General features: G+C 40.8%; 15 protein-coding genes. 4 read left to right on the plus strand and 11 right to left on the minus strand.

What is annotated here, in order from left to right:
• Nucleotides 1-201 precede the first annotated feature (201 nt).
• The 4 genes from HWQ37_RS02195 to lepB form a co-directional block, all read right to left on the minus strand.
• A complete protein-coding gene (locus HWQ37_RS02195) occupies nucleotides 202-2,037 on the minus strand; it encodes a GGDEF/EAL domain-containing response regulator (protein ID WP_292743188.1) in 1,836 nt (611 codons plus the stop codon).
• On the minus strand, nucleotides 2,034-5,687 hold the full coding sequence (locus HWQ37_RS02200) for an ATP-binding protein (protein WP_292743190.1): 3,654 nt from the start codon (nucleotides 5,685-5,687) through the stop codon (nucleotides 2,034-2,036). The genes HWQ37_RS02195 and HWQ37_RS02200 overlap by 4 nt, the downstream gene beginning before the upstream one ends.
• Before the next feature lie 834 nt (nucleotides 5,688-6,521).
• Nucleotides 6,522-7,307 (minus strand): MOSC domain-containing protein, encoded by a 786-nt coding sequence (locus HWQ37_RS02205; RefSeq protein WP_292743258.1) that lies wholly within the window; start codon nucleotides 7,305-7,307, stop codon nucleotides 6,522-6,524.
• Nucleotides 7,308-7,759: 452 nt separating this feature from the next.
• Nucleotides 7,760-8,401: a signal peptidase I gene (lepB, locus tag HWQ37_RS02210; RefSeq protein WP_292743192.1), complete on the minus strand. Its 642-nt coding sequence runs from the start codon at nucleotides 8,399-8,401 to the stop codon at nucleotides 7,760-7,762.
• Nucleotides 8,402-8,653: 252 nt separating this feature from the next.
• On the opposite strand from lepB, the gene HWQ37_RS02215 reads away from it, so the two are divergent.
• Complete coding sequence (locus HWQ37_RS02215) at nucleotides 8,654-9,973, plus strand: dihydroorotase (RefSeq protein ID WP_292743194.1); 1,320 nt, start codon at nucleotides 8,654-8,656, stop codon at nucleotides 9,971-9,973.
• Nucleotides 9,974-10,068: 95 nt separating this feature from the next.
• Nucleotides 10,069-11,244, plus strand: coding sequence for a patatin-like phospholipase family protein (locus tag HWQ37_RS02220; protein ID WP_292743196.1), 1,176 nt, complete (start codon nucleotides 10,069-10,071; stop codon nucleotides 11,242-11,244).
• A 968-nt stretch (nucleotides 11,245-12,212) separates the two neighbouring features.
• Here the strand turns inward: HWQ37_RS02220 and tsaE are convergent.
• Both tsaE and HWQ37_RS02230 read right to left on the minus strand, forming a co-directional pair.
• A complete protein-coding gene (gene tsaE / locus HWQ37_RS02225; RefSeq protein ID WP_292743198.1) occupies nucleotides 12,213-12,668 on the minus strand; it encodes a tRNA (adenosine(37)-N6)-threonylcarbamoyltransferase complex ATPase subunit type 1 TsaE in 456 nt (151 codons plus the stop codon).
• 49 nt (nucleotides 12,669-12,717) lie between these two features.
• Nucleotides 12,718-14,121, minus strand: a complete 1,404-nt coding sequence (locus HWQ37_RS02230; protein WP_292743200.1) for a gluconeogenesis factor YvcK family protein — start codon at nucleotides 14,119-14,121, stop codon at nucleotides 12,718-12,720.
• A 174-nt stretch (nucleotides 14,122-14,295) separates the two neighbouring features.
• Between HWQ37_RS02230 and ruvC the strand changes: the two genes are divergently transcribed.
• Both ruvC and HWQ37_RS02240 read left to right on the plus strand, forming a co-directional pair.
• A complete protein-coding gene (ruvC, locus tag HWQ37_RS02235; protein ID WP_292743202.1) occupies nucleotides 14,296-14,787 on the plus strand; it encodes a crossover junction endodeoxyribonuclease RuvC in 492 nt (163 codons plus the stop codon).
• 248 nt (nucleotides 14,788-15,035) lie between these two features.
• The gene (locus HWQ37_RS02240; protein ID WP_292743204.1) at nucleotides 15,036-15,929 is read left to right on the plus strand and encodes a peptidoglycan-binding protein; all 894 of its coding nucleotides are present in this window, start codon (nucleotides 15,036-15,038) and stop codon (nucleotides 15,927-15,929) included.
• Nucleotides 15,930-16,109: 180 nt separating this feature from the next.
• Here HWQ37_RS02240 and hemJ read toward each other — a convergent pair whose 3' ends face one another.
• The 5 genes from hemJ to gatB all read right to left on the minus strand — a co-directional run bounded on the left by hemJ (nucleotide 16,110) and on the right by gatB (nucleotide 21,645).
• On the minus strand, nucleotides 16,110-16,691 hold the full coding sequence (hemJ, locus tag HWQ37_RS02245) for a protoporphyrinogen oxidase HemJ (protein ID WP_292743206.1): 582 nt from the start codon (nucleotides 16,689-16,691) through the stop codon (nucleotides 16,110-16,112).
• 259 nt (nucleotides 16,692-16,950) lie between these two features.
• Nucleotides 16,951-17,802, minus strand: a complete 852-nt coding sequence (locus HWQ37_RS02250; RefSeq protein WP_292743208.1) for an alpha/beta fold hydrolase — start codon at nucleotides 17,800-17,802, stop codon at nucleotides 16,951-16,953.
• Nucleotides 17,803-17,916: 114 nt separating this feature from the next.
• On the minus strand, nucleotides 17,917-19,020 hold the full coding sequence (locus tag HWQ37_RS02255) for an NAD(P)/FAD-dependent oxidoreductase (protein WP_292743209.1): 1,104 nt from the start codon (nucleotides 19,018-19,020) through the stop codon (nucleotides 17,917-17,919).
• A gap of 127 nt (nucleotides 19,021-19,147) precedes the next feature.
• A complete protein-coding gene (gene psbQ, locus HWQ37_RS02260; RefSeq protein ID WP_292743211.1) occupies nucleotides 19,148-19,603 on the minus strand; it encodes a photosystem II protein PsbQ in 456 nt (151 codons plus the stop codon).
• Between the two features lie 566 nt (nucleotides 19,604-20,169).
• Nucleotides 20,170-21,645: an Asp-tRNA(Asn)/Glu-tRNA(Gln) amidotransferase subunit GatB gene (gene gatB, locus HWQ37_RS02265; protein ID WP_292743213.1), complete on the minus strand. Its 1,476-nt coding sequence runs from the start codon at nucleotides 21,643-21,645 to the stop codon at nucleotides 20,170-20,172.
• Nucleotides 21,646-21,676 lie beyond the last annotated feature (31 nt).

The following is a 21,676-nucleotide window of genomic DNA, read 5'->3' on the forward strand; positions in this document are numbered from 1 at the left end:
TTGTTGACCGATTTCACCGAAATAGTTGTATTTATAGTTTAACTCTCACGTGGCTAGAGAGTTTTGCAAATTATCGAAGCTATTGACCAGTTATCACCTTTAGTAATCTGATAAACTGCTGTAAGCAGTATAGTAGATAGCACTTACCAATTATCTAACCGAGCATCAACAATGAAATTTTTTCCAGATGCTACTTGATAGCTACCATTGAGGTGCTGAGGTGAGCAAGTTAAGAGCCAGTTGTGGTTCTATGGGTTGAGAAAATAGATATCCTTGAGCAAAATTACAGTTTAAACTTCTCAATTGGGCTAACTGTTCTGGTGTTTCGACACCTTCAGCGATCGCACTCATCCCCATTGAGTTGGCAATGCCAATCATTGCTGGTACTAAACCCATATTCTCTTTGTTCTCTTGCATCCGTTTGACGAAAGATTTATCAATTTTGAGTGCATTTAAAGGAAAGCTGTGCAGGTAACTTAAAGAGGAATATCCTGTGCCAAAGTCATCCATAATCAACTTGATTTTTCGCTGCCTTAGTTGTTGCAGAATTATTTTTATGGCATCAGTATTTTCCATAATTACACTTTCGGTAATTTCTAATTCTAAATATGCCGGATTGATTTTATTTTCATAAATTATTCGGTCAATTTGTTCTACTAAATTCGGTTGTAAAAATAACCTTGCACTCAAATTGACACTCATAGTTAGGGGTTCTGGTGTTACTGGATAATGTTGCCAGATGCTTAATTGATGACAAGCTGACTGTAATACCCAAGTATTGATGGCATTAATCAAACCCGTTTCTTCCGCCACAGGAATAAATTCTATGGGAGGAACCAGACCACGAATCGGATGTTGCCAGCGCACCAGGGCTTCAAATCCAGAAATTCTACCTGTAGCTAGGGAAATAATTGGTTGATAGTAAACGAGGAATTCTCGCCTTTCAATAGCCCTCCGCAAGTCATTTTCTAACTCTAAAAGCTGAATAGCTTCCTGATGCATAACTGGATTAAAAACGTGATAATTGGCTCTTCCTTTAGCCTTCGCCCGATACATTGCCGTATCAGCATCCCGCAGCAAATACTCTGGGCGATCGTAATCTTTATTACCCCAACTAATGCCAATACTGGCATTCATGAATACTTCATATCTTGACAGTTGAAAAGTAAGTGATAATTGTTGTAAAATCCTTTCGGCAACTTGGATTGCTATATTGATATCTGTAATATTCTCTAAGAGAATTCCAAATTCGTCCCCGCCCAATCGTGCTAAAGTATCAATGGGTATCAGACACGCTTGCAAGCGGTGAGCAATGGCGATTAGCAATTCATCTCCTACCGGATGACCAAGAGAATCATTGACAACTTTGAAGCGATCGCAGTCCAAAAAAAGTACCGCAAACTGATAACTAGATTCTTGCTTCGCCCGATTCAGAGCATCTTCTAGTCGCCGAATAAACAAAACTCGGTTTGATAATCCAGTCAAAGAATCATGCAGTGCTATATTTAGCAGTTGACTTTGTAATTTCTGGCGAGAATCAATTTCTTCCTGGAGTTTTTCGAGAGTTTTTTCTAGCTCCCCAGTGCGCTGTTTTACCCGATGTTCCAGTTCAACATTTAGTTTCAATATTTCTAATCGCGCCGATCTCAATGCCAGTTGATTTTGGACGCGCACTAAAACTTCTTGAAACTCAAAAGGTTTAGTGATATAGTCTACACCACCTACCTTAAAAGCTTTAATTTTGTCAAAAACATCATCTAAAGCACTAATAAAAATCACCGGAATATCAGCTGTTAGCTCCCAAGATTTAAAGGTCTGGCAAATTTCATAGCCATCTACTTCTGGCATCATGATATCAAGTAGAATCAAATCAGGTAATAATGTTTGAGTTGCCGTCAGTGCCATTTGCCAGTTTAAAGCTTTACGAACGTTATACCCTTCCCTTGTCAATATGGAGGATAAAACCCGGAGGTTATCCGCCATGTCGTCAACGATCAAAATATCTTTTTTATTAGGGTCTAAATGCTCGTGATTCATTCTAATTTTCTTGTAGTCAATTCCATGATTTTCTCAAACTGGTAGTTATTTGCTAAATCTCTGAGAACTTGGAAAACTTGAGGACGATCTGAAGGAATTTGCTTGAGTAACTCTAAAATCAGTTCATCGCTACAGCTAGCTGCGGCATAGTGAAGCTGTTGAAGCCACTCAGGTGACATTTCTGATAAATAGCTCAGGAGTTCAGCAACACTGATAAAAATCTGTGTAGCTCGATCGGCAACTACTATATTTGTGGTTTCTACTTGATTGGTATATTTTAAACCCAGATGTTTGCTCAGTTTTTCCAATAATACTTCTTGTTTGAATGGCTTGCGAATAAAATCATCACAGCCAATGGACAGAATTTTCTGGCGTTCTTCCTCAAAGGCGCTAGCAGTTAGGGCAATAATGATTGTATTGGTATTGGAGCAATCTGGCGTTGCTCTAGAGAAGTCACAAGGCGGAGCCAAGGCTGTTGGTATCCGCGATCGCAAAGTGGACGCACTAGAAGGATCGTTTTCGATGACACCAGTTGCTTCGGGTATCGAAGACGCTTTGCATACAACTTTGAGAACCTCGCCGTCGCCTGAATCGGTTAACTCTTCTGCAAGGCACTGGTTCCCCAATGACACCAGCTGTTTCAATTTTGGGAACCTCCGCAACGTATTAGCTGCCCCATGCCCAATTTCTCTAGCTTTAATAATTTTTGTAGCTTCGTAACCATCCATGATCGGCATTCGCATATCCATAAAAATCAAGTGTGGTTGCCAAGATTCCCAATTAGCGATCGCTTCACTACCATCTATAGCTTCCTTAACTTCAAAGCCTAGAGATGTGAGAATTTTCACTAGGAGCATACGGCTTTCTTGAGAGTCGTCAACTACTAAGATACGGTATATTTTTTCGCTAGGTGCTAAAGCTATAATTTGTGATTTAATTTGGTTTATTGGGATTTCTATGGGGCAAGTTAGAGCAATCTGAACATCAAAGGCAAATGTACTACCGACACCCGGCATCGTGCTGACAGTAATATCTCCTCCCATGAGTTGCACGTATTTACGGCTAATCGCTAAACCCAGTCCCGTCCCTTGTTGGAATTTTCTGCCGATTTCGGTTTGTTCAAATGCCTCAAACAGCAAGTCAAGCTCTTGTGGGGCAATACCACAGCCAGTATCTTGTACCTCGAAGATTAGGGATTGGGGATTGATTATTAATTCTTCTCCCCCAGCCTCCCCAGCCTCCCCAGCCTCCCCAGCCTCCCCAGCTCCCTGCTCCCCAGCTCCCCTGCTCCCCAGCTCCCCAGCCCCAAGTCTCACCCGTAGCGTCACCCTCCCTTTATCAGTAAATTTGATCGCGTTTCCTAAGAGGTTGAGCAATACTTGACACAGTTTATTTTCGTCTGTTTCTATGTATTTAGGAATATCTTGTGGATATTCAAACAGTAATTCTAAATTTTTAGATGCAGCACGCAAGTGCAACATGTCTTCTAGGTTTTTTAACAAATGAATTAAGTCAAAGCTGCTGCAATTTAATGTGATTTTGCCAGCTTCGATTTTAGACATTTCTAGAATGTCGTTAATTAATTTAAGTAGATGTTCGCCAGCACGATTAATTATTGCCAAGTTTTGTTGATGTTCGCTAGATAGCGAATAATCTCGACTCATAACTTGGGTGAAACCAAGAATGGCATTGAGTGGGGTACGCAGTTCGTGGCTCATGTTAGCCAGAAATTCGCTTTTGGCGAGGTTGGCGGCGGCGCTACGCGCTGCTTCCCGAACGGCTGCCTGTTGTTCCTGTGCAGCGATTTTTTGCGATTGAATTAGTTCTTCTTGGGTGGTTTGCAGTTGCTCGATAACTTGCTGAAACTCTTCAGTACGTTTTTTTACTTTCGCCTCTAAGGTGCGATTGTATTCTGCTAATAAATTTTCTGTTTGTTTGCGTTGGGTAATATCAAAAAATGTGGCGATCGCAAAAGCTAGATTCCCTGATTCATCATAAATTGGCTTTCCTAAAACCTCAATGGGAATAATCTTGTCACAACGGTGAATTTCCACATCATCAACCCTGGTGCTTTCCCCAAGCAATGCTCTCACAACCGGTAAGCGATCGCTGGGGTAAAGTTGATCTGTCCCGGCAAGGTAAGCTTGATATACCTCTGACAATTCTTCGACTTTAACTTCTGTTATTGTCCCTTGACCAAGAATTTGCTGTCCAAGCTGATTTGTATAATAAGGTTCACCTCCAGCATCAACGATAAATACACCTACTGGCATAGCTTCTAAAAATTGAGTTAGCCGACTCTGACTATGAGATAGCGCCTCATTTAAAACTTGCATCTGGGCATTTTTTGCTTCTAAAGCACTAAAGGACGCTTGGAGTTGCTTTGCCATAGTTTCAAATGATTTGGCTAGTTCCCCCAGTTCATCGGAACGCTGAATGTCTGGTGTTTCCTCCCATTCACCTTGAGCAATTTTCTTCGCCGATCTGTTTAATTCTAAAATCGGCTTAATTACCCAACGAGCAGTCAAAATCCCAATTCTCGTAGCCACTAAAAAAGCAACTATGCACAGAAAAATCGTAATGCGAGTGTTGGCGTTAATTTGCTCCATAAATTCGCCTTCGGGAATCACCGCCACAATTAGCCAATCTAAACCCAGTTCGTCCTTCCAGCTTTTTACCTGGACAAAATAACGCATTCCATCAGCAGTAAAACTTAGCTGTTGCTTCCCCACAACAAACTTAAGACTGCCAAAGCGTTTGATTAAAGACTGTGTTGTGAGTTTAATTAAAGAATTTTGACTATCTAATGCTGATAAACGTTTTCCTTTACCATTAACAATCGTATATGGTGGCTCGCTAGTAGAAGAAGCCACTATTAATCCAGAACGTTCTAAAATAAAAGTCTTACCCGACTCTTTGATCTTTAACTTAGCCAAAAACTTGCCAATTTGTGACAAGAGCAAATCAACACTAATTACCCCAACGAATTGGCGATTTTTATCGTAAACAGGATAGCTGGAAGATATGGATAAAACTTCTGGTTTATCTTCCCATTGATAAATTTTACTCCAAACTCGTTTGCCTATTTTGACTGGATCTGCATACCAAGCTTCTACTCGAGGATCGTAATTTTTGACTTCCTGTAAACGGCGACGATTTCCTTGGTTGTCTGTAGGATAAATATAAAGTTTGCCTATACCATGCTTTTGGCTAACTTCATTAATTAAGAGCTGGCCATTATCTAGACGTTCAACACCGATAAATTCACCTTTGGGATTGGCAAAGCTGTTATAGCCAACATTGAAAACCTGCATTTGTTTCCAAAAGTAATTGCCGGTAGTTTGAAAGTCCGAAAGTTTGAGCAAGCCTAGCTCAATCGCATCTAAGTTAATTTGATTAATTTGCTTCGGAGTTGTTAAATGGCGATCGAGATGCTGTTCGATGCGATCGCAGATTTCATTTTCTAACTGAGTAGCAAGCTCTCCTACCGCTTTTTGGCCGTTTTGATACGAAAGATAGCCCACAAGTCCCACCGCCCCACAAATTTGCAAGATAAACGGCACAATCAGAACATAGCTCAGAGGCATCTTGGCATAAACTTTGCCAACTAAGCAATTAAATGATTTGACGGGCTGAAGTTTGGATAACATTGTAGTTTTATTCTTCCCCAGCATCTACTAGATGCATTTTGCCATGTTAGCTACATCTAATACAAGTATAATTACGGTATATATTGCTTTTTCATGAAAGTTTTATATTTTTAGTATAAAAGAGTACAGAAACTTTATACTTGTTTGATTCACTGAATTCCTCTAACGCCTAATTTGTAAACTTTGCGTAGGAGTAGCCCAGCATAGAAATTACTTACTGCGGGCTGTTACGCCATTGCAGCTGAATTTGCTCAGTTGTATCTGGCAATATATCAACAGATTTTCTCAAATGAACTGAAATTTAACCAATAAGCTCCAGTATGCCATTCTAAAAATCAGGTCGCCATTAGCACCCAATCCTAAATTTAATTTTTAATTGCTGATGCCTTAGACTTCTTGCAAAAATCCTTAAATCACCCCTCCCCAACCCTCCCCTTCACATCGGGGAGGGAGAAAGATTTCAAGTTTCCCCCCAATATATCCTACGGTGTATACACAAGTCCTTCTCACCCCCTCTAACTCCCCCTTGCAAAGGGGGAGAATCGGATATTTCCCCCCTTTGCAAGGGGGGATTAAGGGGGGTAAATTCAGGGTTTGGGCTTCATTACTAATATGTGTATACACCGTAGCCAATATATCGGGGGATTAAGGGGGGTCTATTCCACTTATGCAAGAGGTCTCTTGATTTTCTCGCCCTAAAATTTCTGGACTTCTACAAAAACTTATATTTAACTACAACAATTTTAAAATTGTCATGTAAGTACACAGCATAAACAAAAAAAATCCAAAAAAATTTACTTCTTAATTTTTTATTGTAACGAAATATTAACTTTGTTATAGAACTATGTCAACTTCATCACCAATGTGTAAAACTTTTCCGGCTGATGATGGGGGTAATTGAGTATTGATACTCAATCTATAAAAATGATTAAAAGGCGATGAAGCAACCCAATTTGGCAGAGTTGCTTGTCGCTGGGTTGTAAAGATTTTTTGGAAGTTTGGGTAAGCTTCCCCTAAGTAAGAATCGCGTGTTGGGACTATACAACGCTGACATGGGTTAACCCCTAAAAAGTCTACATTTCCCACTTGAAAGGATACGAAATCACCTTGTTCGCTAAATAGCCGATCTTCCCAAAATGCTGGGACACCAGCGATTTCGATGTTGGCACGCATCCGACGGCGCATTTCATCTACACTTAAACCAGGAAACCAAGAAGCTACTTCTGCTAATGTGGCCGTACTAATTACCGTTGGGCCAAGTGAGTCTGTATCGTCAGGAAAACCCATCAAAGAGTTTTGTCCCAATGTGACAGCAAACTCAAAATAATTACTCAAAGTTGCTTCTAATGCTTGCCGTTCCTCATCCAGATGAAAAACTTGTTGTAAGTCGCCATCTGGGATTTGCAACGAGATAGTTCTATTTAAGAGTGCAAATTGCGCCCTTAGTAAATGGATTTTAGCATGACGCTTGCCATTGACAAATCTACGTTTTTCGTCAAAAATGGCAAACTCGCGGTCATACTGTAATGCGCCACTGGCAAGAACTCTAGCATTTTCAACTTCCACACCATCCAGTGATTTAACTGGATACAGTAAAATCTTCGCTAGGTAGGGCTTCATAGCAATATTAGATTTGAGATTTGGCAAAAAGTCGCAGCGTCGGCTTCTGGCTCCACCAAGGCTAAATAGCTGAGAAATCACGGTTTTACCCCACCTTAACCCTCCCCTTGGAAAGGCTTCGGTGTACACACAAGTCTGAAATAGCTGATTAACCAAGGTTTTACCCCACCCTAACCCTCCCCTTGCAAAGGGGAGGGAACTAGATTTTCCCCCCTTTATAAGGGGGGATTAAGGGGGGTAATTCGACTTGTGTATACACCGTAGTCTTTTTAAGGGGGGCTAGGGGGGATCAAGAGGTGCTGAAAATTACAGCTAACGACTTTTCAAACAACCTCTAAGAGCAAACTGAACCTTTCAAGAGGGATTTTGGATTTTAGATTGGTGATTTAATAGTCCCCAATCTAAAATCTAAAATTCTTTTGTTAACGATCCATTTAAACAATATTGTTAATTTATGGATATACTGGCGATTTATCGATGCCGCCAATATGATTTAAAGGCCAGAAGCGAACTACAGCACGTCCAATAATATTTTGACGGGGGACAAGACCCCAGCAGCGGCCATCATAACTACTGTTACGATTATCACCCAGTACTAAATATGAATCGGCTGGTATAGTTTGGGGTTTTGCTAAAAAAGGTGGCTGTGGCCCTGATTGGCAAACATCAATAACTGTAGTCTGCCCAGAACTGAGGTAATTGGATTCTGGGAGAGATTTGTTGTTGATATAGACTTTGCCATCCTTAAGTTGTATTTTTTCTCCAGGCAAGCCAATTATACGTTTAATAAAAGCATCTTGATATTGTTCTTTTTGTAGCTCTTTTGTCGGTGAAAATACTACGATATCCCCCCGTTGCGGGTCAGCAAATTTATACTTCAACTTATCGACAATAATTTTGTCTGCCTCCCACTGGTTTGGCGTACCATGCAGAGTTGGTTCCATTGAGCCAGAAGGAATCCAGCGTGCTTCAGCAACAAAGGTACGAATTCCCAGAGCTAGAACAATGCTCAATACAATTGTTCTACCTAGCTCTGCGATCCAGGAATTATCGGGTTGTTGACTAGAGTTGTTATCAGACACTTGATTATGCATGAAATTACTTAACTTAACGAAAGATGTAGGTAATTAACTCGCCTAGTGAGACTTTATCTGTTAATCTTAACGGGAAAATTTTAATTTCCTATTTATGTTTGCATCTTGACTACCAATTTTAGATTGTGGATTTTAAAAATAAACTTTTTTTTAAGGCGCGGCAAAAATTGGTTACTCCGATCGCAAATAAGTTTAACCTAAAAGCATGGTTCTCTGTAATACATAGCTCCCAGTCTAAACTTGGTTATCTTTATGTCATCTGCAAAAATGTTACTGATTCGCCAAGCTCGCATAATCTTACCCGATGGTGAACTGATGGTTGGGGATGTTTTGACGCGCGATCGCCAAATAATCGAAGTTGCGCCAGAAATCTCGCAAACACCACTAGCCACTGAAGTTGACGCAGAAGGCTTAACTTTGTTGCCAGGAGTTATCGATCCGCAGGTACATTTCCGGGAACCTGGACTAGAACACAAGGAAGATTTATTCACCGCCAGTTGTGCCTGTGCCAAAGGGGGAGTCACTTCATTTTTAGAAATGCCCAATACGCGCCCCCTAACAACGACACAGCAAGCGTTAGACGACAAGTTAGAACGGGCTTCACACAAGTCCTTGGTTAATTATGGCTTTTTTATTGGGGCAACAGCAGAGAATCTACCAGATTTGCTTTTAGCAAAGCCAACACCGGGAATTAAGATTTTCATGGGGTCGATGCATGGTCAGTTATTGATTGATGGTGAAACAGCATTGGAGGCGATCTTTGCCAAAGGCGATCGCTTAATTGCCGTTCATGCCGAAGACCAAGCTAGAATCAATCAACGCCGCCAAGAATTTGCCAATATTCACGATCCAGCCGTTCACTCGCAAATTCAAGACGATCAAGCGGCGTTGCTGGCAACCCAACTAGCATTAAAACTTTCTCAAAGATATCAACGTCGGTTGCATATTCTCCACATGTCAACAGCCCTAGAAGCAGATTTGCTGCGTCAGGAGAAACCGAGTTGGGTTACAGCAGAGGTGACACCACAACATTTATTGTTAAATACTAGTGCTTATGAAACAATTGGCACATTAGCACAGATGAATCCACCTTTGCGATCGCCCCACGATAACGAAGTTCTCTGGCAAGCTTTGCGCGATGGCGTGATTGATTTCATCGCTACAGATCACGCGCCGCACACCTTAGAAGAAAAAGCTCAAGAATACCCCAATAGTCCTTCGGGAATGCCTGGGGTGGAAACTTCCCTCGCTTTGATGTTAACTGCGGCAATGGAAGGAAAGTGTACTATGGCTGAAGTTGTGAACTGGATGTCTAAAGCTGTAGCTGTGGCTTATGGTATTCCGAATAAGGGAGCGATCGCACCTGGTTACGATGCCGATTTAGTACTTGTAGATTTAAACACATACCGCCCAGTCCGGCGCGAGGAACTTTTAACCAAATGCCATTGGAGTCCCTTTGAAGGCTGGAATCTGACAGGCTGGGCTAAAACCACCATTGTCGGCGGTGAAATAGTTTATGACAAAGGCCAGGTAAATACGCAAGTGCGGGGTCAAGCTTTAACTTTCTTATAGCAAATATGTATTTAAGCTTACGTAGCAGACAGGTAATTATACATCAAAGCCATACTTGAACTGGCAAGATTTTCATCTATCCAAAGAGAATTGCTATGTCCTTCAAAATTTTGGCTTTAGATGGTGGCGGTGTTCGTGGAATTGTTGCAGCCCGAATACTTCAACAAGTAGAACAAGAAATTAGAAATCAGGGAAAAGGAGAGTTTTTACACGAATACTTTGACATGATTGCTGGTACTTCTACTGGTTCAATATTAGCAGGAGGGATTGCGATCGGAGAGGAGAGCGAACAACTCATTAAAATGTATAAAAATAGAGGTAAAGATATATTTCCTCTGGAGATAAAAGAGCGCTACAAAAACTTTCCGCCGATCATCAAATCAATTATTGAGGTATTTTCCCCATCTAAATATTCCCATGATGGAATTACTAGCGTTCTCAAAGATGCTTATAAATCCATAAGAATCAAGGATATTGAAAAACCCATTCTTTTGATTCTTGCTTACGATACGTTATATCGCAACACCACATTTTTTACAAATTGTCATCCCGATTTAGGAGACAGATGGTACGATGACTGTTATTTATGGGAAATATGTACCGCTTCTGCTTCAGCGCCTACTTTTTTCCCACCATATAAATTAGAACCTGTAGATAAACAAAAGTTTGGTGACTGGGAATTCCCACACATTGATGGAGGAGTTTCTGCTAATAATCCTTCTCTTGCAGCTTTGAGTTTAGTTATGAGGATTAGTCAATCTTCAGTATCTCCAGCAATCAAGCAAAAATATAAACTAGATAATCTGCGATTGGAAGATGTTTCTATCCTTTCTATTGGCACTGGTCAAACTGGTCAACCATATCAATATCAGCAGATAAGCAGATGGAGAGGCTTAGACTGGATAAAAAATCTGACTAACATCTTTATGGAACCTACATCTGAGATTGATAGTACGATTTGCCGACAAATCATGGGTGGATATGAGTCTAAACGTTACTTACGTCTTCAGTTTGACTTAAATGAGACATTTAAACCCAAACCAAAAGAGACTTATAAAGATCCTCGCATTGTATTACCTCCAGAAGATCGAAAAAACAAATTTACAGGCGAAAAAGTCAGTGAAGAAATAGATAATACTAATTCCGAGATTCTTCAGCAGTTGATAGATACTACCTCTGCATTCATCGATCGCGGTCTTACGTACTACACTAGAGATGACTCCGGCTCTCCGATAAAAAATGCGATCGCGTCTTTTGTTAGAGATAACTAGCAATCTGCGTTATTATTTACAAGCAGAAAAACTTTCGTAGTCAAGACTCGATTCCTAGATTTGTAATCTGAAGTGTTGACTACGAAACTTCCCCAAAAATTAATGAGATATACCACAGTGCATCCACGTAAGCATATTAACTTCAAGTTTTGATAAAGCATCTTGTATTTCTAGATAACATATCGTATTTCTACGATATGTTTTAGTTAATATTTTTTTGATATCGGTGCTAATTACAGATGTGAATCTAAGAATTTATTGCTAATTAAAATTATTAAAAATAATTTTGAGAATTTATAAAATACTTTATTTTTTTGTATAGATTGTGAACTTAACTTGGGAATACTAAGTGTAAGAAAAGTTAAAATTATACAGAAACTGATGATTGCTTAACTTTTTTTACTAGCATTCGCTGCTAAATAATCTAGATTGCTTCTTTGAACCACAGTAGGGAACTAATCGGGTTCAGTCGAAGCTGATTAAGTTCTCTCAAAACTCTCATTGAACCCAACAACAGTTTATTTACACTTGCTTGATTCGTGTACCAACCATCTAAATCAGTTTTTAACTGTTTATTACAGCAACAAAGCTAGTAGATGCCAATTCTAAATATATCCCGTTTCGTTAAGAATCCTCTAGGTTCACTACTATTCGGATAAGATAACCCCGCCTGGATTTGAGGAGTGAAGGAAAAAGCAGTCTCCCTTTTTCAAGAAAACCAGTGCGTTGCAAATTTTCCCAAATTTTTAGAGACAGGTGTCGGCTTTGCTGACTACCAGTTTTTGACTGAAGAAAAGCTGATTAAATATTTTTGTTTTGGTTGAGATAACAATGTTAGTAACTGATAGTGGTGAACGTGGTAGTGGTAGATAGAACGAGCGTAAAGTTCTCTCTCGATTATTTGCAGAAATTTTTTAGTATTGCGAGCAAAAAAGTGAAGTCCCTCGTATTTTAGTCGGGAGATAAGCTCAAATCGCGGCAATGACTTTACTAATGGCACAATTGAATGGTGTAAGTTCGACTTGACGAGTGCCTTCATGTCCATAAGTCAAACTCACATTCAAATAACTATCAGGCTTGTAAGGCAATCGTTCCGCCCATTCAACTGCTACAATTCCTGGTATCACTTCAACACCTTCCCAGTAACTTTCTAAATTTAGGGTTGCAACTTCTTGCGGTTCTAAGCGATATAAATCCAAGTGGTAAAGAGGAAAGCGCCCTTCCGTGTACTCATTAATCAGCGTGAAAGTTGGACTGACAATGGGTTCAGCAATTCCTAAACCTTTGCCAATGCCTTGAACTAAAGTAGTTTTACCAGCGCCTAAATCACCTTCTAGTAAAATTACACTACCAGGTGTCAGGGATTCGCCAAGAGTAATACCTAAGCGTAGTGTCGCTTCTGTATCTGCAAGAAAAATTTTCATAATTAATCATTAGTTTAAACAAAAGACAAATGACAAACTTTCATCTTCCTTAATTTTGAATTTTAAATTTTGAATTTTGAATTCCCCGAAGGGACTGAACTCTACCGTACCAGCGTAATAACACTTGTGCTAGTTTCTGCGGATTGTGACGTACAAAACCTGTTTCATCTTCATACAAAACATTAGCTGGAACAATCCGTCTCCCTAGCTGAGTTACAGCTTCTCTATCGAGGAAAACGGGATGGGAGTTTTGTTGGGCGTAGCGGATGAGTGATTGCTCTGAGGGTGATTTTTTGTGTATCAGTACAGCATCGAATAGCCGTCTTTGTCCACAAGCAGCATCAATTGCTCTGATATGATCGGCAACAGTGTAACCTTCAGTTTCTCCTGGTTGAGTCATTATATTGCAGATATAAATACGGGGGGCATCTGTTTGAGCGATCGCATCGGCAATTTCTGGTACTAATAAATTAGGAATCAGGCTGGTATAAAGACTACCTGGGCCAATAATGATGTAATCAGCTTCTTTGATTGCCTTAATAGCTGCTGGTACTGCCGGCGGATTAGCCGGAATGCAGCCAATTTTGACAATTTTACCGCCGGCTTTCGGAATACTAGACTCCCCCTCAATCCGACGACCATCGGCTAATTCTGCCCACAGGCGAACATCACTGAGAGTTGCTGGTAGTACTTGTCCCCGTACTGCTAGAACTTTAGAACTGGCTGCAACTGCTTGTTCTAAGTCTCCAGTAATATCACTCATTGCCGTTAAAAACAAATTGCCAAAACTGTGGCCAGTTAACCCATCTCCAGCCCGAAAACGGTATTGAAACAATTCTGTTAATAACTTTTCTTCATCTGCTAGTGCAGCCAAACAATTGCGAATATCCCCTGGTGGTAGCACTCCAAATTCTTGACGCAAACGCCCAGAAGAGCCACCATCATCAGCGACAGTGACGATCGCAGTAATATTAGCGCTGTAGGTTTTCAGTCCCCTTAACAACGTCGAAAGCCCCGTACCACCACCAATTACGACTATTTTCGGGCCTCGGTACAATCGACGATGGGCCAGCAAGACATCAATGAGTTCCTCTCCGCCTTCTGCTCTTAGTACCTTAGTAATTGAGCCTACGGTGCGAGTTTGTCCCCAAAGCACTAACAGTATGCCGCCAAGCAGCACCAAAGGCCCACTTATATAGTTGGGTAAGAGGTTGGCAATGACTCCCAGGAAACCTCTAATCAACTCGATCATCCAAAAAATTGGGGTCAGTTTAATCCAAATGGCTAACCCCAAACTCGCCAGCAGTACACCCCCAACACTGATCAACAACCAACGTTTTACCGATAGTCCAGGGGATAACCATTTGAACCACTGGTTAACCCGATAAGAAGTACGAGAGCGCGACTGCTTTTGCAGGGCGTTGAGGGCTTGTCTAAGAAAACCAATTGACATACCTGATTTGGAGCAGTGCTACAAACAATAATTAACAGAAAATCTACACAACTTGGTTTAAAACACCAGGCGTGAAACTATTATATTTGTCAATCCTATTAGACTAAGAGCAAGTCGTGAAGATTGCCAGTATTTTTAGTTGAACATTACCCTGGCTTGGTAAAAGTGAATTTCATGGAAAAACGAATTTTAGGATTAGATCCAGGACTGGCAATTTTAGGATTTGGGGCAATTAACTGCATACAAAATCCCAACAAACTACCAGAGACTACAGTAAATATGCTGGATTTTGGAGTGATTAAAACGTCAGCAGATGTAGAAATGGGACAGCGCCTATGTACCTTGTTTGATGATTTACATACCGTGATGGAGGAATTTCAACCAGATTTAGTGGCGATCGAGAAACTATTCTTCTATCGTATGTCAAGTACAATCTTGGTTGCACAGGCGCGGGGTATAGTTATTTTAGTGTTGGGTCAGCGTCGTCTTCCTTATGTAGAGTTTACGCCGGCTCAAATTAAACAAGCTTTAACAGGCTATGGCAATGCTGATAAGTCAGAAGTGCAAGAGGCGGTAGCGCGGGAGTTGGATTTAGATGAAATTCCTAAACCTGATGATGCTGCGGATGCTTTGGCGGTGGCTTTGACGGCTTCTTATCAGCTGTAGGTGTGGTAAAAAGAGAATAAAGTTCTTAAAAGTTTTTTCTGGTCATAATATTACAGAGAAAAATTTAATATGTATTCCCAATAAATAGTATTTTTCTCAGTATATTTTCTGTGAATTTTTGTATGCTAAATCATAAATTAATAGTAAAAATCGTGACATCCTATTTGAGCTTGGAGTATAGTTTCAAACAACATCAGTTTAAAAATGATGTTTATACTTAGAAGTAAGTAAATGAAAGCAGGTGCATAATGAAACTACAAGATTTTTTGGCAAAAGAGGAGAAATGGGGATTAGAGGCGATCGCAGAAGATGCAGACTTAGCTCGTCAGATTCAGATATTGTTAATCGGCTTAGGTTTGCTAGAACCTCCATCTGATGGCAAATTTGGTCCTGTTTCTGTGATATCTTTCAAAAAATTTCAAGAATTAACAAAGACTGAAGAGAGTGGCTTTTTAGGAGCAGTCACAGCTAAAAAACTGATTCAAACCAAAATAGACGATCTTCCTAAGCCCCCTTTAAAACTTGGTAATGATATCGCTAGTAAGATTGTGAAATATATGGTATCCAAAGATTATCAGGTATTTGACAATCCCAAAGAATACAACATTGTTTATGTGGAGGGTATCAATGGAGACTGGACTCTCAACAGTGATACACCCAATCAATTCAACGATCGGCGGATTGTCATTGAAGTAGTAAATGGTGTTCCCAAAATCGTCGATCACTGGGAAGCGACTACAGAACCAGGGAGGTATTACACTTATAATCCGATGAATCCTAAAGGAGCAGCGAGGATTCAGTTTGGGCAATATAAAGCTTGGGCTGTTGGCACTCACGGCACAGCAGAGCCTCACGAAGCATTAGTGCAAGTTGGAGATATAACTGTTTGTAGAGATTTCAACCAAGATTTTAAACGAACTGGCGATAAGCTTGATACAGGTGATAATTTTTATGTGAATCAACATTACGGCTTTGATTTTCCTCAGAATGATATTCGCCTTGCTAGCGCGGGTTGTTTAGTAGGACGTACTCGTGAGGGACATAGAGAGTTTATGGCAATTATTAAACAAGACCGTCGTTATGTCGCTAATCGCAAATATACTTTTTACGCTACCGTGATTCCTGGGGATGATTTGTTGTGAACGTTTCCAGGATGAAGTAATGGTTAATTTATAGCATTTTGTTGTTGTAATGCAACCTTTTATAAGTAACCTAGTGGTCTGTCAAATTCATTTTGACGATTAGAGAGACGCGATAAATCGCCGTCTCTACAGGAAATTTATCCATCAATTATTTATTGACAGACTACTAGCTTTCTTTGTCTAACCTTGTTCTTGTGGTTGCCCTATCTGTGCCGTCAGCTTCTCTTTATCTTGTCTGCGTTTTTTGGCGTAAAGTTGAATCGTGACTGCCATCAAAATAATCATGGCGAAAATAGCCCAAGCCGCGATATCTGTAGGTAAATTATTCTTAAACACAGCCAGTAAGACGATCGCTACTAACATAACTGTAGGTGCTTCATTTAAAGCACGCAATTGCTGACCACTCCAGCGACATTCATCTACTGCTAATTTCTTCATCAGTCGAGCGCAGTAATGATGATAGCCAATTAAAATAGCCACAAACAGCAGTTTGATATGTAACCAGCCTTCTTTTAAAATATCCGGTTCAGTGCTTACTAAACCGATGGCCATTGCGATCGTCACGTACATTCCTGGGTTCGTGATAATATAGTAAAGGCGCTTTTCCATGATTTGATACTGATTTTTCAGTATCGTTTTTGCTGGCTCCGGTTCAAGGTTTGCTTCAACGTGATAGATAAAAAGACGTACTAGGTAGAATAAACCAGCAAACCAAACTACAAACCCGACAATATGAAAGGCTTTAAACCATGAATAAGCCATGAATCATAATCTCCTTTACTTGTGGTTGCGATGCATTTTTAATGGTAATAAAAAGTAGTCAGGAGCCAGAATTCAGAATTCAGAATAATCTACCAGTTAAAGGATGGAGTTTTGAAATAACATTTTAATTGTGCCACTCAATCTTCCATTTAGTGGACTACATTGATGATTTTACATCCTCCACTAATTGATTCTGATTCCTGAATTCTGAATTCTGACATTCATTTTTATAATATCGATTTTTGCCAAAGCTATATTATTAATGAGCATCTTTACGACGCACAAAGGGTAAAAGGTCTTGTAAAATCGCCTCGTGGTAGTGTTCTTGAGGATAATGTCCAACGTTATTAAGTTTTATTAATTCGGTATTCGGTACAGAATTGGTAAAGTTTTCGGCAATATCTACAGGTAGCCAAGGGTCAATCATACCCCATTGAATCAGAATTGGCTGTTGCCATTCTTTAAAGCCAGATTGTATTTCTGTCATGGCTGAATCAAGCTGTAAATTGCGAATACTTGCTAAGAGACTTCGACCAGATGAAGAAGCAGTTAAAAATGGTTTTCGATAAATATCTAAATCCTTATCTCCTATGCGATAACGGCTTCCACCTTCTAGTGTCCGATCGACTAATAAGGGGTCTTGGGTGATGACTTCACCTGCTAAAGGCAAACCCATTTGTTTAATTTTCCAGGGTAATTTAGCGGCAGTTGAAATTGGTGTATTTAAAATAGCTAAATTAGCAATTTGTTCTGGATGACGCAAAGCATATTGTAGTCCTACAGAACCTAAAAAACCTTGGACAACTAAAGAAAAATGTTCAAGTTCTAGAGCTTTAATAAATCCTTCTAAAGCTGTGATAAAAGCATCAGGAGTGTAAGCAAAATCTCGTTTTTCTGGTTTAGCAGAAAAGCCGTAACCAATCCAATCTGGAGCGATCGCTCTTGTCCCCTGATTCGCCAAAGCAGGTATAATATTACGCCAGCTGTAACTTTGTGAAACTAAGCCGTGTAACAACAACACAGGCGCTAAGTCACTTCTGCCGATTGGTAAAGATTCCCGATAAAACCATTCCAGTGAATCTACATTAATTTTATGTTCTGTTATTGACACGCTATTTTCCTATATTGGTCATTTGTCATTTGTCATTGGTCATTTGTCATTAGTTATTAATTCTTCTCCCCCTACCTCCCTACCTCCCCTGCTTCCCCTGCTTCCCCTGCTCCCTCATCCCCCTGCTCCCTGAGAAATAATCATCTCACGAATCGCATAAGCTGTAGCGGGTGCTAGTAAAACGCCGTTGCGATAGTGTCCGGTAGCTAGGAGGATATTACTAAACCCTGGTAGCTTACCAATAACTGGGGCTGCTCTTCCTTCAGGACGGGGACGTAACCCTGACCAAGTGCGGAGAATATTTGCTGTGGCTAACTCTGGACAAAATGCGATCGCTTGTTCTCTAATAGATTCCAACAGTTCTTGATTTGGCGGTATCTCATCGCCATTGCTGGGAAATTCCACTGTTGCGCCTACCCAATAATCTCCACCGCCCACAGGAACAATATGGACATCGTTACCCGTTATCGCTGGCTGGAAGTCGGGATTACCCAATGGATGCCCCACACGCATTTGCAATGCTTGCCCAAGTACGGGGCGGATATCAATGATCTGATTTAATTTTGCTGTCAGTGGGGTTGAACCTAACCCTGCTGCAATTACAAACCAATCAGCAACTATTTTTCCTTCTGTAGTCTCCAGTTGATTGCAAAATTCAGATGTTGAGGTTGAAGCATCCAAAACAGTCACACCAAATTTGAAAGTTACACCATTTTTCTGGGCAGCCTCAACTAAAGCTAAGGTGAGGGCAGTTGGATCGATCTGCCGATCTTGGGGAGAATAGATAGCGCCAGTAATTTTTTTGCAATCGACTTGAGGACAAATATTCTGGAGTTTAACCGTATCCCAAATTTCTAAATTCCAGCTTTGAGAGTAGCGAATTTTTACTAGTTTTTCCCATGCTGACATCCCCTCTAGGGAGGAATCAGACAAAAGCATGAGAATTCCCTGACGATTAAAAGGAATTTTGCGACCTGTTAAAGCTTCTAATTCAGGAATCAAGGTTTCATAGCGTTGGATGCTAGTTTGTCGCATCTGCCAAGCCTTACCCTTGATTTTTTGGCTGATTACGCCCATCAAAACCCCAAGTGCAGCACCCGTGGAAGCTTGTGCTGGTGGTTGGCGATCGCAAACTGTAATTTTCAGCCCTTTTACTTGACTCAGTTCGTAAGCGATCGCAGCCCCAACCACACCACAACCGATAATAACTACATTCATGACTTGTACTTAAAGTGAGGAGTAAGAAGTTAGGAGTGAGAAGTTAAAAATTCCTAACTCTTGTAGAGACGCGATTAATCGCGTCTGTACTCCTAACTCCTAACTCCTAACTATTAACTCTTAACTCCTAACTCTCTCCTGTTTTCGGAAGCAGTTGGAGAAATTTGTCAATCTCTGCGAAAGCAGCTTGGGATTGATTCAAGGCAACTAGAGGATTGCCAGCACTAGTAGCTTTATCGAGTTTAACCAGGTCTTTAAAAAAATCTCGCGTTATTTGACGTGCTTTTGGTTGGTCTTTGGGTAGAAGGTTGGGAGTGACATAAGTCAGGTTCAGCTTTGCTTCTGTTATCGGGCCATGTATAAAGTTACGCACATTGATCCAATCACCTTGTTTAATTAGGGTTTTCAATTCTTCTGAGCGATCGCGCACAGCCTGAATTTCAGGAACATAAGCCTGAATTTTTTCAAGTTGTACTGCTGTGTAAGTCGGAGGTGCCACCGCGACACCAGGGCCACCACAACTAATGAGGAATGTGGCCAATAATACTAGAAAAAAGGAAAAAATCGAGCGTTGACGCACCATACATTAAACTTAATTGCTTTTGGTTTACCGATTAACAGTGTCATTTTAGATCGCTAGCGCAGTTAATCGTTCACTCTAGACAATTTAATCTGGGAAGTCGCTCTCTGGGTGAATTTTAACCAGTTATCTGAATAACAACCGCGCTTTTTTAGCTGCAATCGGGTTTCTGACAAGCTTCACTAGATGACCCGGCTCGCCCAAAGTTTTATCAATATCATTTTTGAGGCGTTTAGCCCATTCTGACTTCTGAATTTTTCTTCAACCGTAAATACCACAAAAATAAAATAAAAAAGAGAGCTACTTAGGCAGCTCTCCAGATCATCAGGGTGCATCTACTTACCACAGCATATCATTTTAGGTATGAGGGTTGTCACCAGCTTTTGTATGAAGATTTTGTGAAGCAAGACCGGGAAAATACTTAGTTTGGGAATTGGGCATTAGAAGAGACAAGGGAGACAAGGAAGAGGGGGGAGACAAGAGAAAGACTTTCCCTCTTGTCCCCCTTGTCCCCTTGTCCCCTTGTCTCCCATGCTTCCTCACCCAGCAAAGTTAGCTTGACAAGCTCACTAAGCGTTCAGTTTTTTCTCGACCAATTCGTTAGTCAACTTAGGATCGGCACGTTTGCCTGTTTTTTTGAGAACTTGTCCGACGAAGAAGCCTTTGAGGTTAGTGTTACCGTTGCGATACTTTTCTAGTTCTTTGGCGTTGGCGGCTATGACTTCATCAACAATTGGTTCTAGTACACTAGGATCGGTGATTAACTCTTGTCCGGCAAAGGCTTTTTCAGGAGAAATACCACTGAGCAAATCTGGCAACTTTTCTTTAGCTTGAGCATTGCTAATTTTGCCCGTTTCAATGCGAGTGATAATATCTGCTAAATTGGTGGGAGTGAGGGCGATTTCAGTAATAGTGAGTTTTTGCTTATTAAGATGGGCTGCAATATCTTGAGTAATCCAGTTGGCAGCAGCTTTGGCATTTGCTCCAGAGGCGATCGCAGTTTCAAAATATTCGGCTATTGAACGATCTTCTGTCAAAACTCGCGCATCGTAAGGAGAAAGCCCCAACTCACTTTCGTAATGATGGCGTTTTTGGGCTGGTAATTCTGGTAATTCGCTACGCCATTGCTCTAATTGTGCATTTGACACCTCAATTGGTGCTAAATCTGGTTCGGGGAAGTAGCGGTAATCGCTAGAACCTTCTTTTATCCGCATACTACTTGTGCATTGAGCGCCTTCTTGCCACAGGCGAGTTTCTTGGATAATGCGATCGCCCGCTTCGATGGCGGCGATTTGGCGCTCAATTTCGTAGTCAATCGCTCGTTGAATGGCGCTGAAGGAGTTCATGTTTTTAATTTCTACTTTGGTGCCAAATTCCTTTCGTCCCACTGGACGCACAGAAATGTTGACATCGCAACGCAGAGATCCTTGTTCCATGTTGCCGTCACTCACGCCGAGATACCGGACAATCCGGCGTAATTCTTCGGCATATTCAGCAGCTTCTAGCCCAGAACGCAAATCTGGTTCCGAGACAATTTCTACTAACGGGATACCTGCGCGATTGTAGTCTACCAGAGAATAGGAAGAACCGGAGAGGCGATCGCTACCTGCGTGTACCAATTTTCCCGCATCTTCCTCCATGTGCAGACGTGTAATACCAATGCGTTTGCGAATCGGATTACCCTCAGCGTCTACCAACTCAATTTCTAACCAACCATGTTCTGCGATCGGTAGATCGTATTGGGAAATTTGGTAATTTTTGGGTAAATCTGGATAAAAATATTGTTTACGGTCAAATTTGCTATATTTAGCGATTTGACAATTTAGTGCCAAACCAGCCTTGACAGCGTATTCTAATACTTTTTCATTGAGTACAGGTAAGACCCCAGGTAAACCCATACAAACCGGGTCAATGTTAGTATTGGGGTCAGCACCGAATGCCGTAGAGCTATTAGAGAAAATCTTGGTATTGGTACTCAGCTGACAATGAGTTTCTAGACCAATAATCGCTTCATACTCAGTTTTTACAGTCGTAGCAGTGGTCATAATATCAATAATTTGGGCATAATCCTTGTAG

It is taken from the genome of Nostoc sp. NMS4, from assembly GCF_017115095.1.
Classification (GTDB): domain Bacteria; phylum Cyanobacteriota; class Cyanobacteriia; order Cyanobacteriales; family Nostocaceae; genus Nostoc.

What these genes read in the sequence shown, in the direction of transcription:
- HWQ37_RS02240 (WP_292743204.1), top strand. Translation starts at nt 15,036, where the DNA reads ATGAAACTACAAGATTTTTTGGCAAAAGAGGAGAAATGGGGATTAGAG.
- HWQ37_RS02195 (WP_292743188.1), bottom strand. Translation starts at nt 2,037, where the DNA reads ATGAATCACGAGCATTTAGACCCTAATAAAAAAGATATTTTGATCGTT.
- HWQ37_RS02230 (WP_292743200.1), bottom strand. Translation starts at nt 14,121, where the DNA reads ATGTCAATTGGTTTTCTTAGACAAGCCCTCAACGCCCTGCAAAAGCAG.
- HWQ37_RS02205 (WP_292743258.1), bottom strand. Translation starts at nt 7,307, where the DNA reads ATGAAGCCCTACCTAGCGAAGATTTTACTGTATCCAGTTAAATCACTG.
- HWQ37_RS02255 (WP_292743209.1), bottom strand. Translation starts at nt 19,020, where the DNA reads ATGAATGTAGTTATTATCGGTTGTGGTGTGGTTGGGGCTGCGATCGCT.
- tsaE (WP_292743198.1), bottom strand. Translation starts at nt 12,668, where the DNA reads ATGAAAATTTTTCTTGCAGATACAGAAGCGACACTACGCTTAGGTATT.
- psbQ (WP_292743211.1), bottom strand. Translation starts at nt 19,603, where the DNA reads ATGGTGCGTCAACGCTCGATTTTTTCCTTTTTTCTAGTATTATTGGCC.
- HWQ37_RS02220 (WP_292743196.1), top strand. Translation starts at nt 10,069, where the DNA reads ATGTCCTTCAAAATTTTGGCTTTAGATGGTGGCGGTGTTCGTGGAATT.
- gatB (WP_292743213.1), bottom strand. Translation starts at nt 21,645, where the DNA reads ATGACCACTGCTACGACTGTAAAAACTGAGTATGAAGCGATTATTGGT.
- hemJ (WP_292743206.1), bottom strand. Translation starts at nt 16,691, where the DNA reads ATGGCTTATTCATGGTTTAAAGCCTTTCATATTGTCGGGTTTGTAGTT.
- lepB (WP_292743192.1), bottom strand. Translation starts at nt 8,401, where the DNA reads ATGCATAATCAAGTGTCTGATAACAACTCTAGTCAACAACCCGATAAT.
- ruvC (WP_292743202.1), top strand. Translation starts at nt 14,296, where the DNA reads ATGGAAAAACGAATTTTAGGATTAGATCCAGGACTGGCAATTTTAGGA.
- HWQ37_RS02200 (WP_292743190.1), bottom strand. Translation starts at nt 5,687, where the DNA reads ATGTTATCCAAACTTCAGCCCGTCAAATCATTTAATTGCTTAGTTGGC.
- HWQ37_RS02215 (WP_292743194.1), top strand. Translation starts at nt 8,654, where the DNA reads ATGTCATCTGCAAAAATGTTACTGATTCGCCAAGCTCGCATAATCTTA.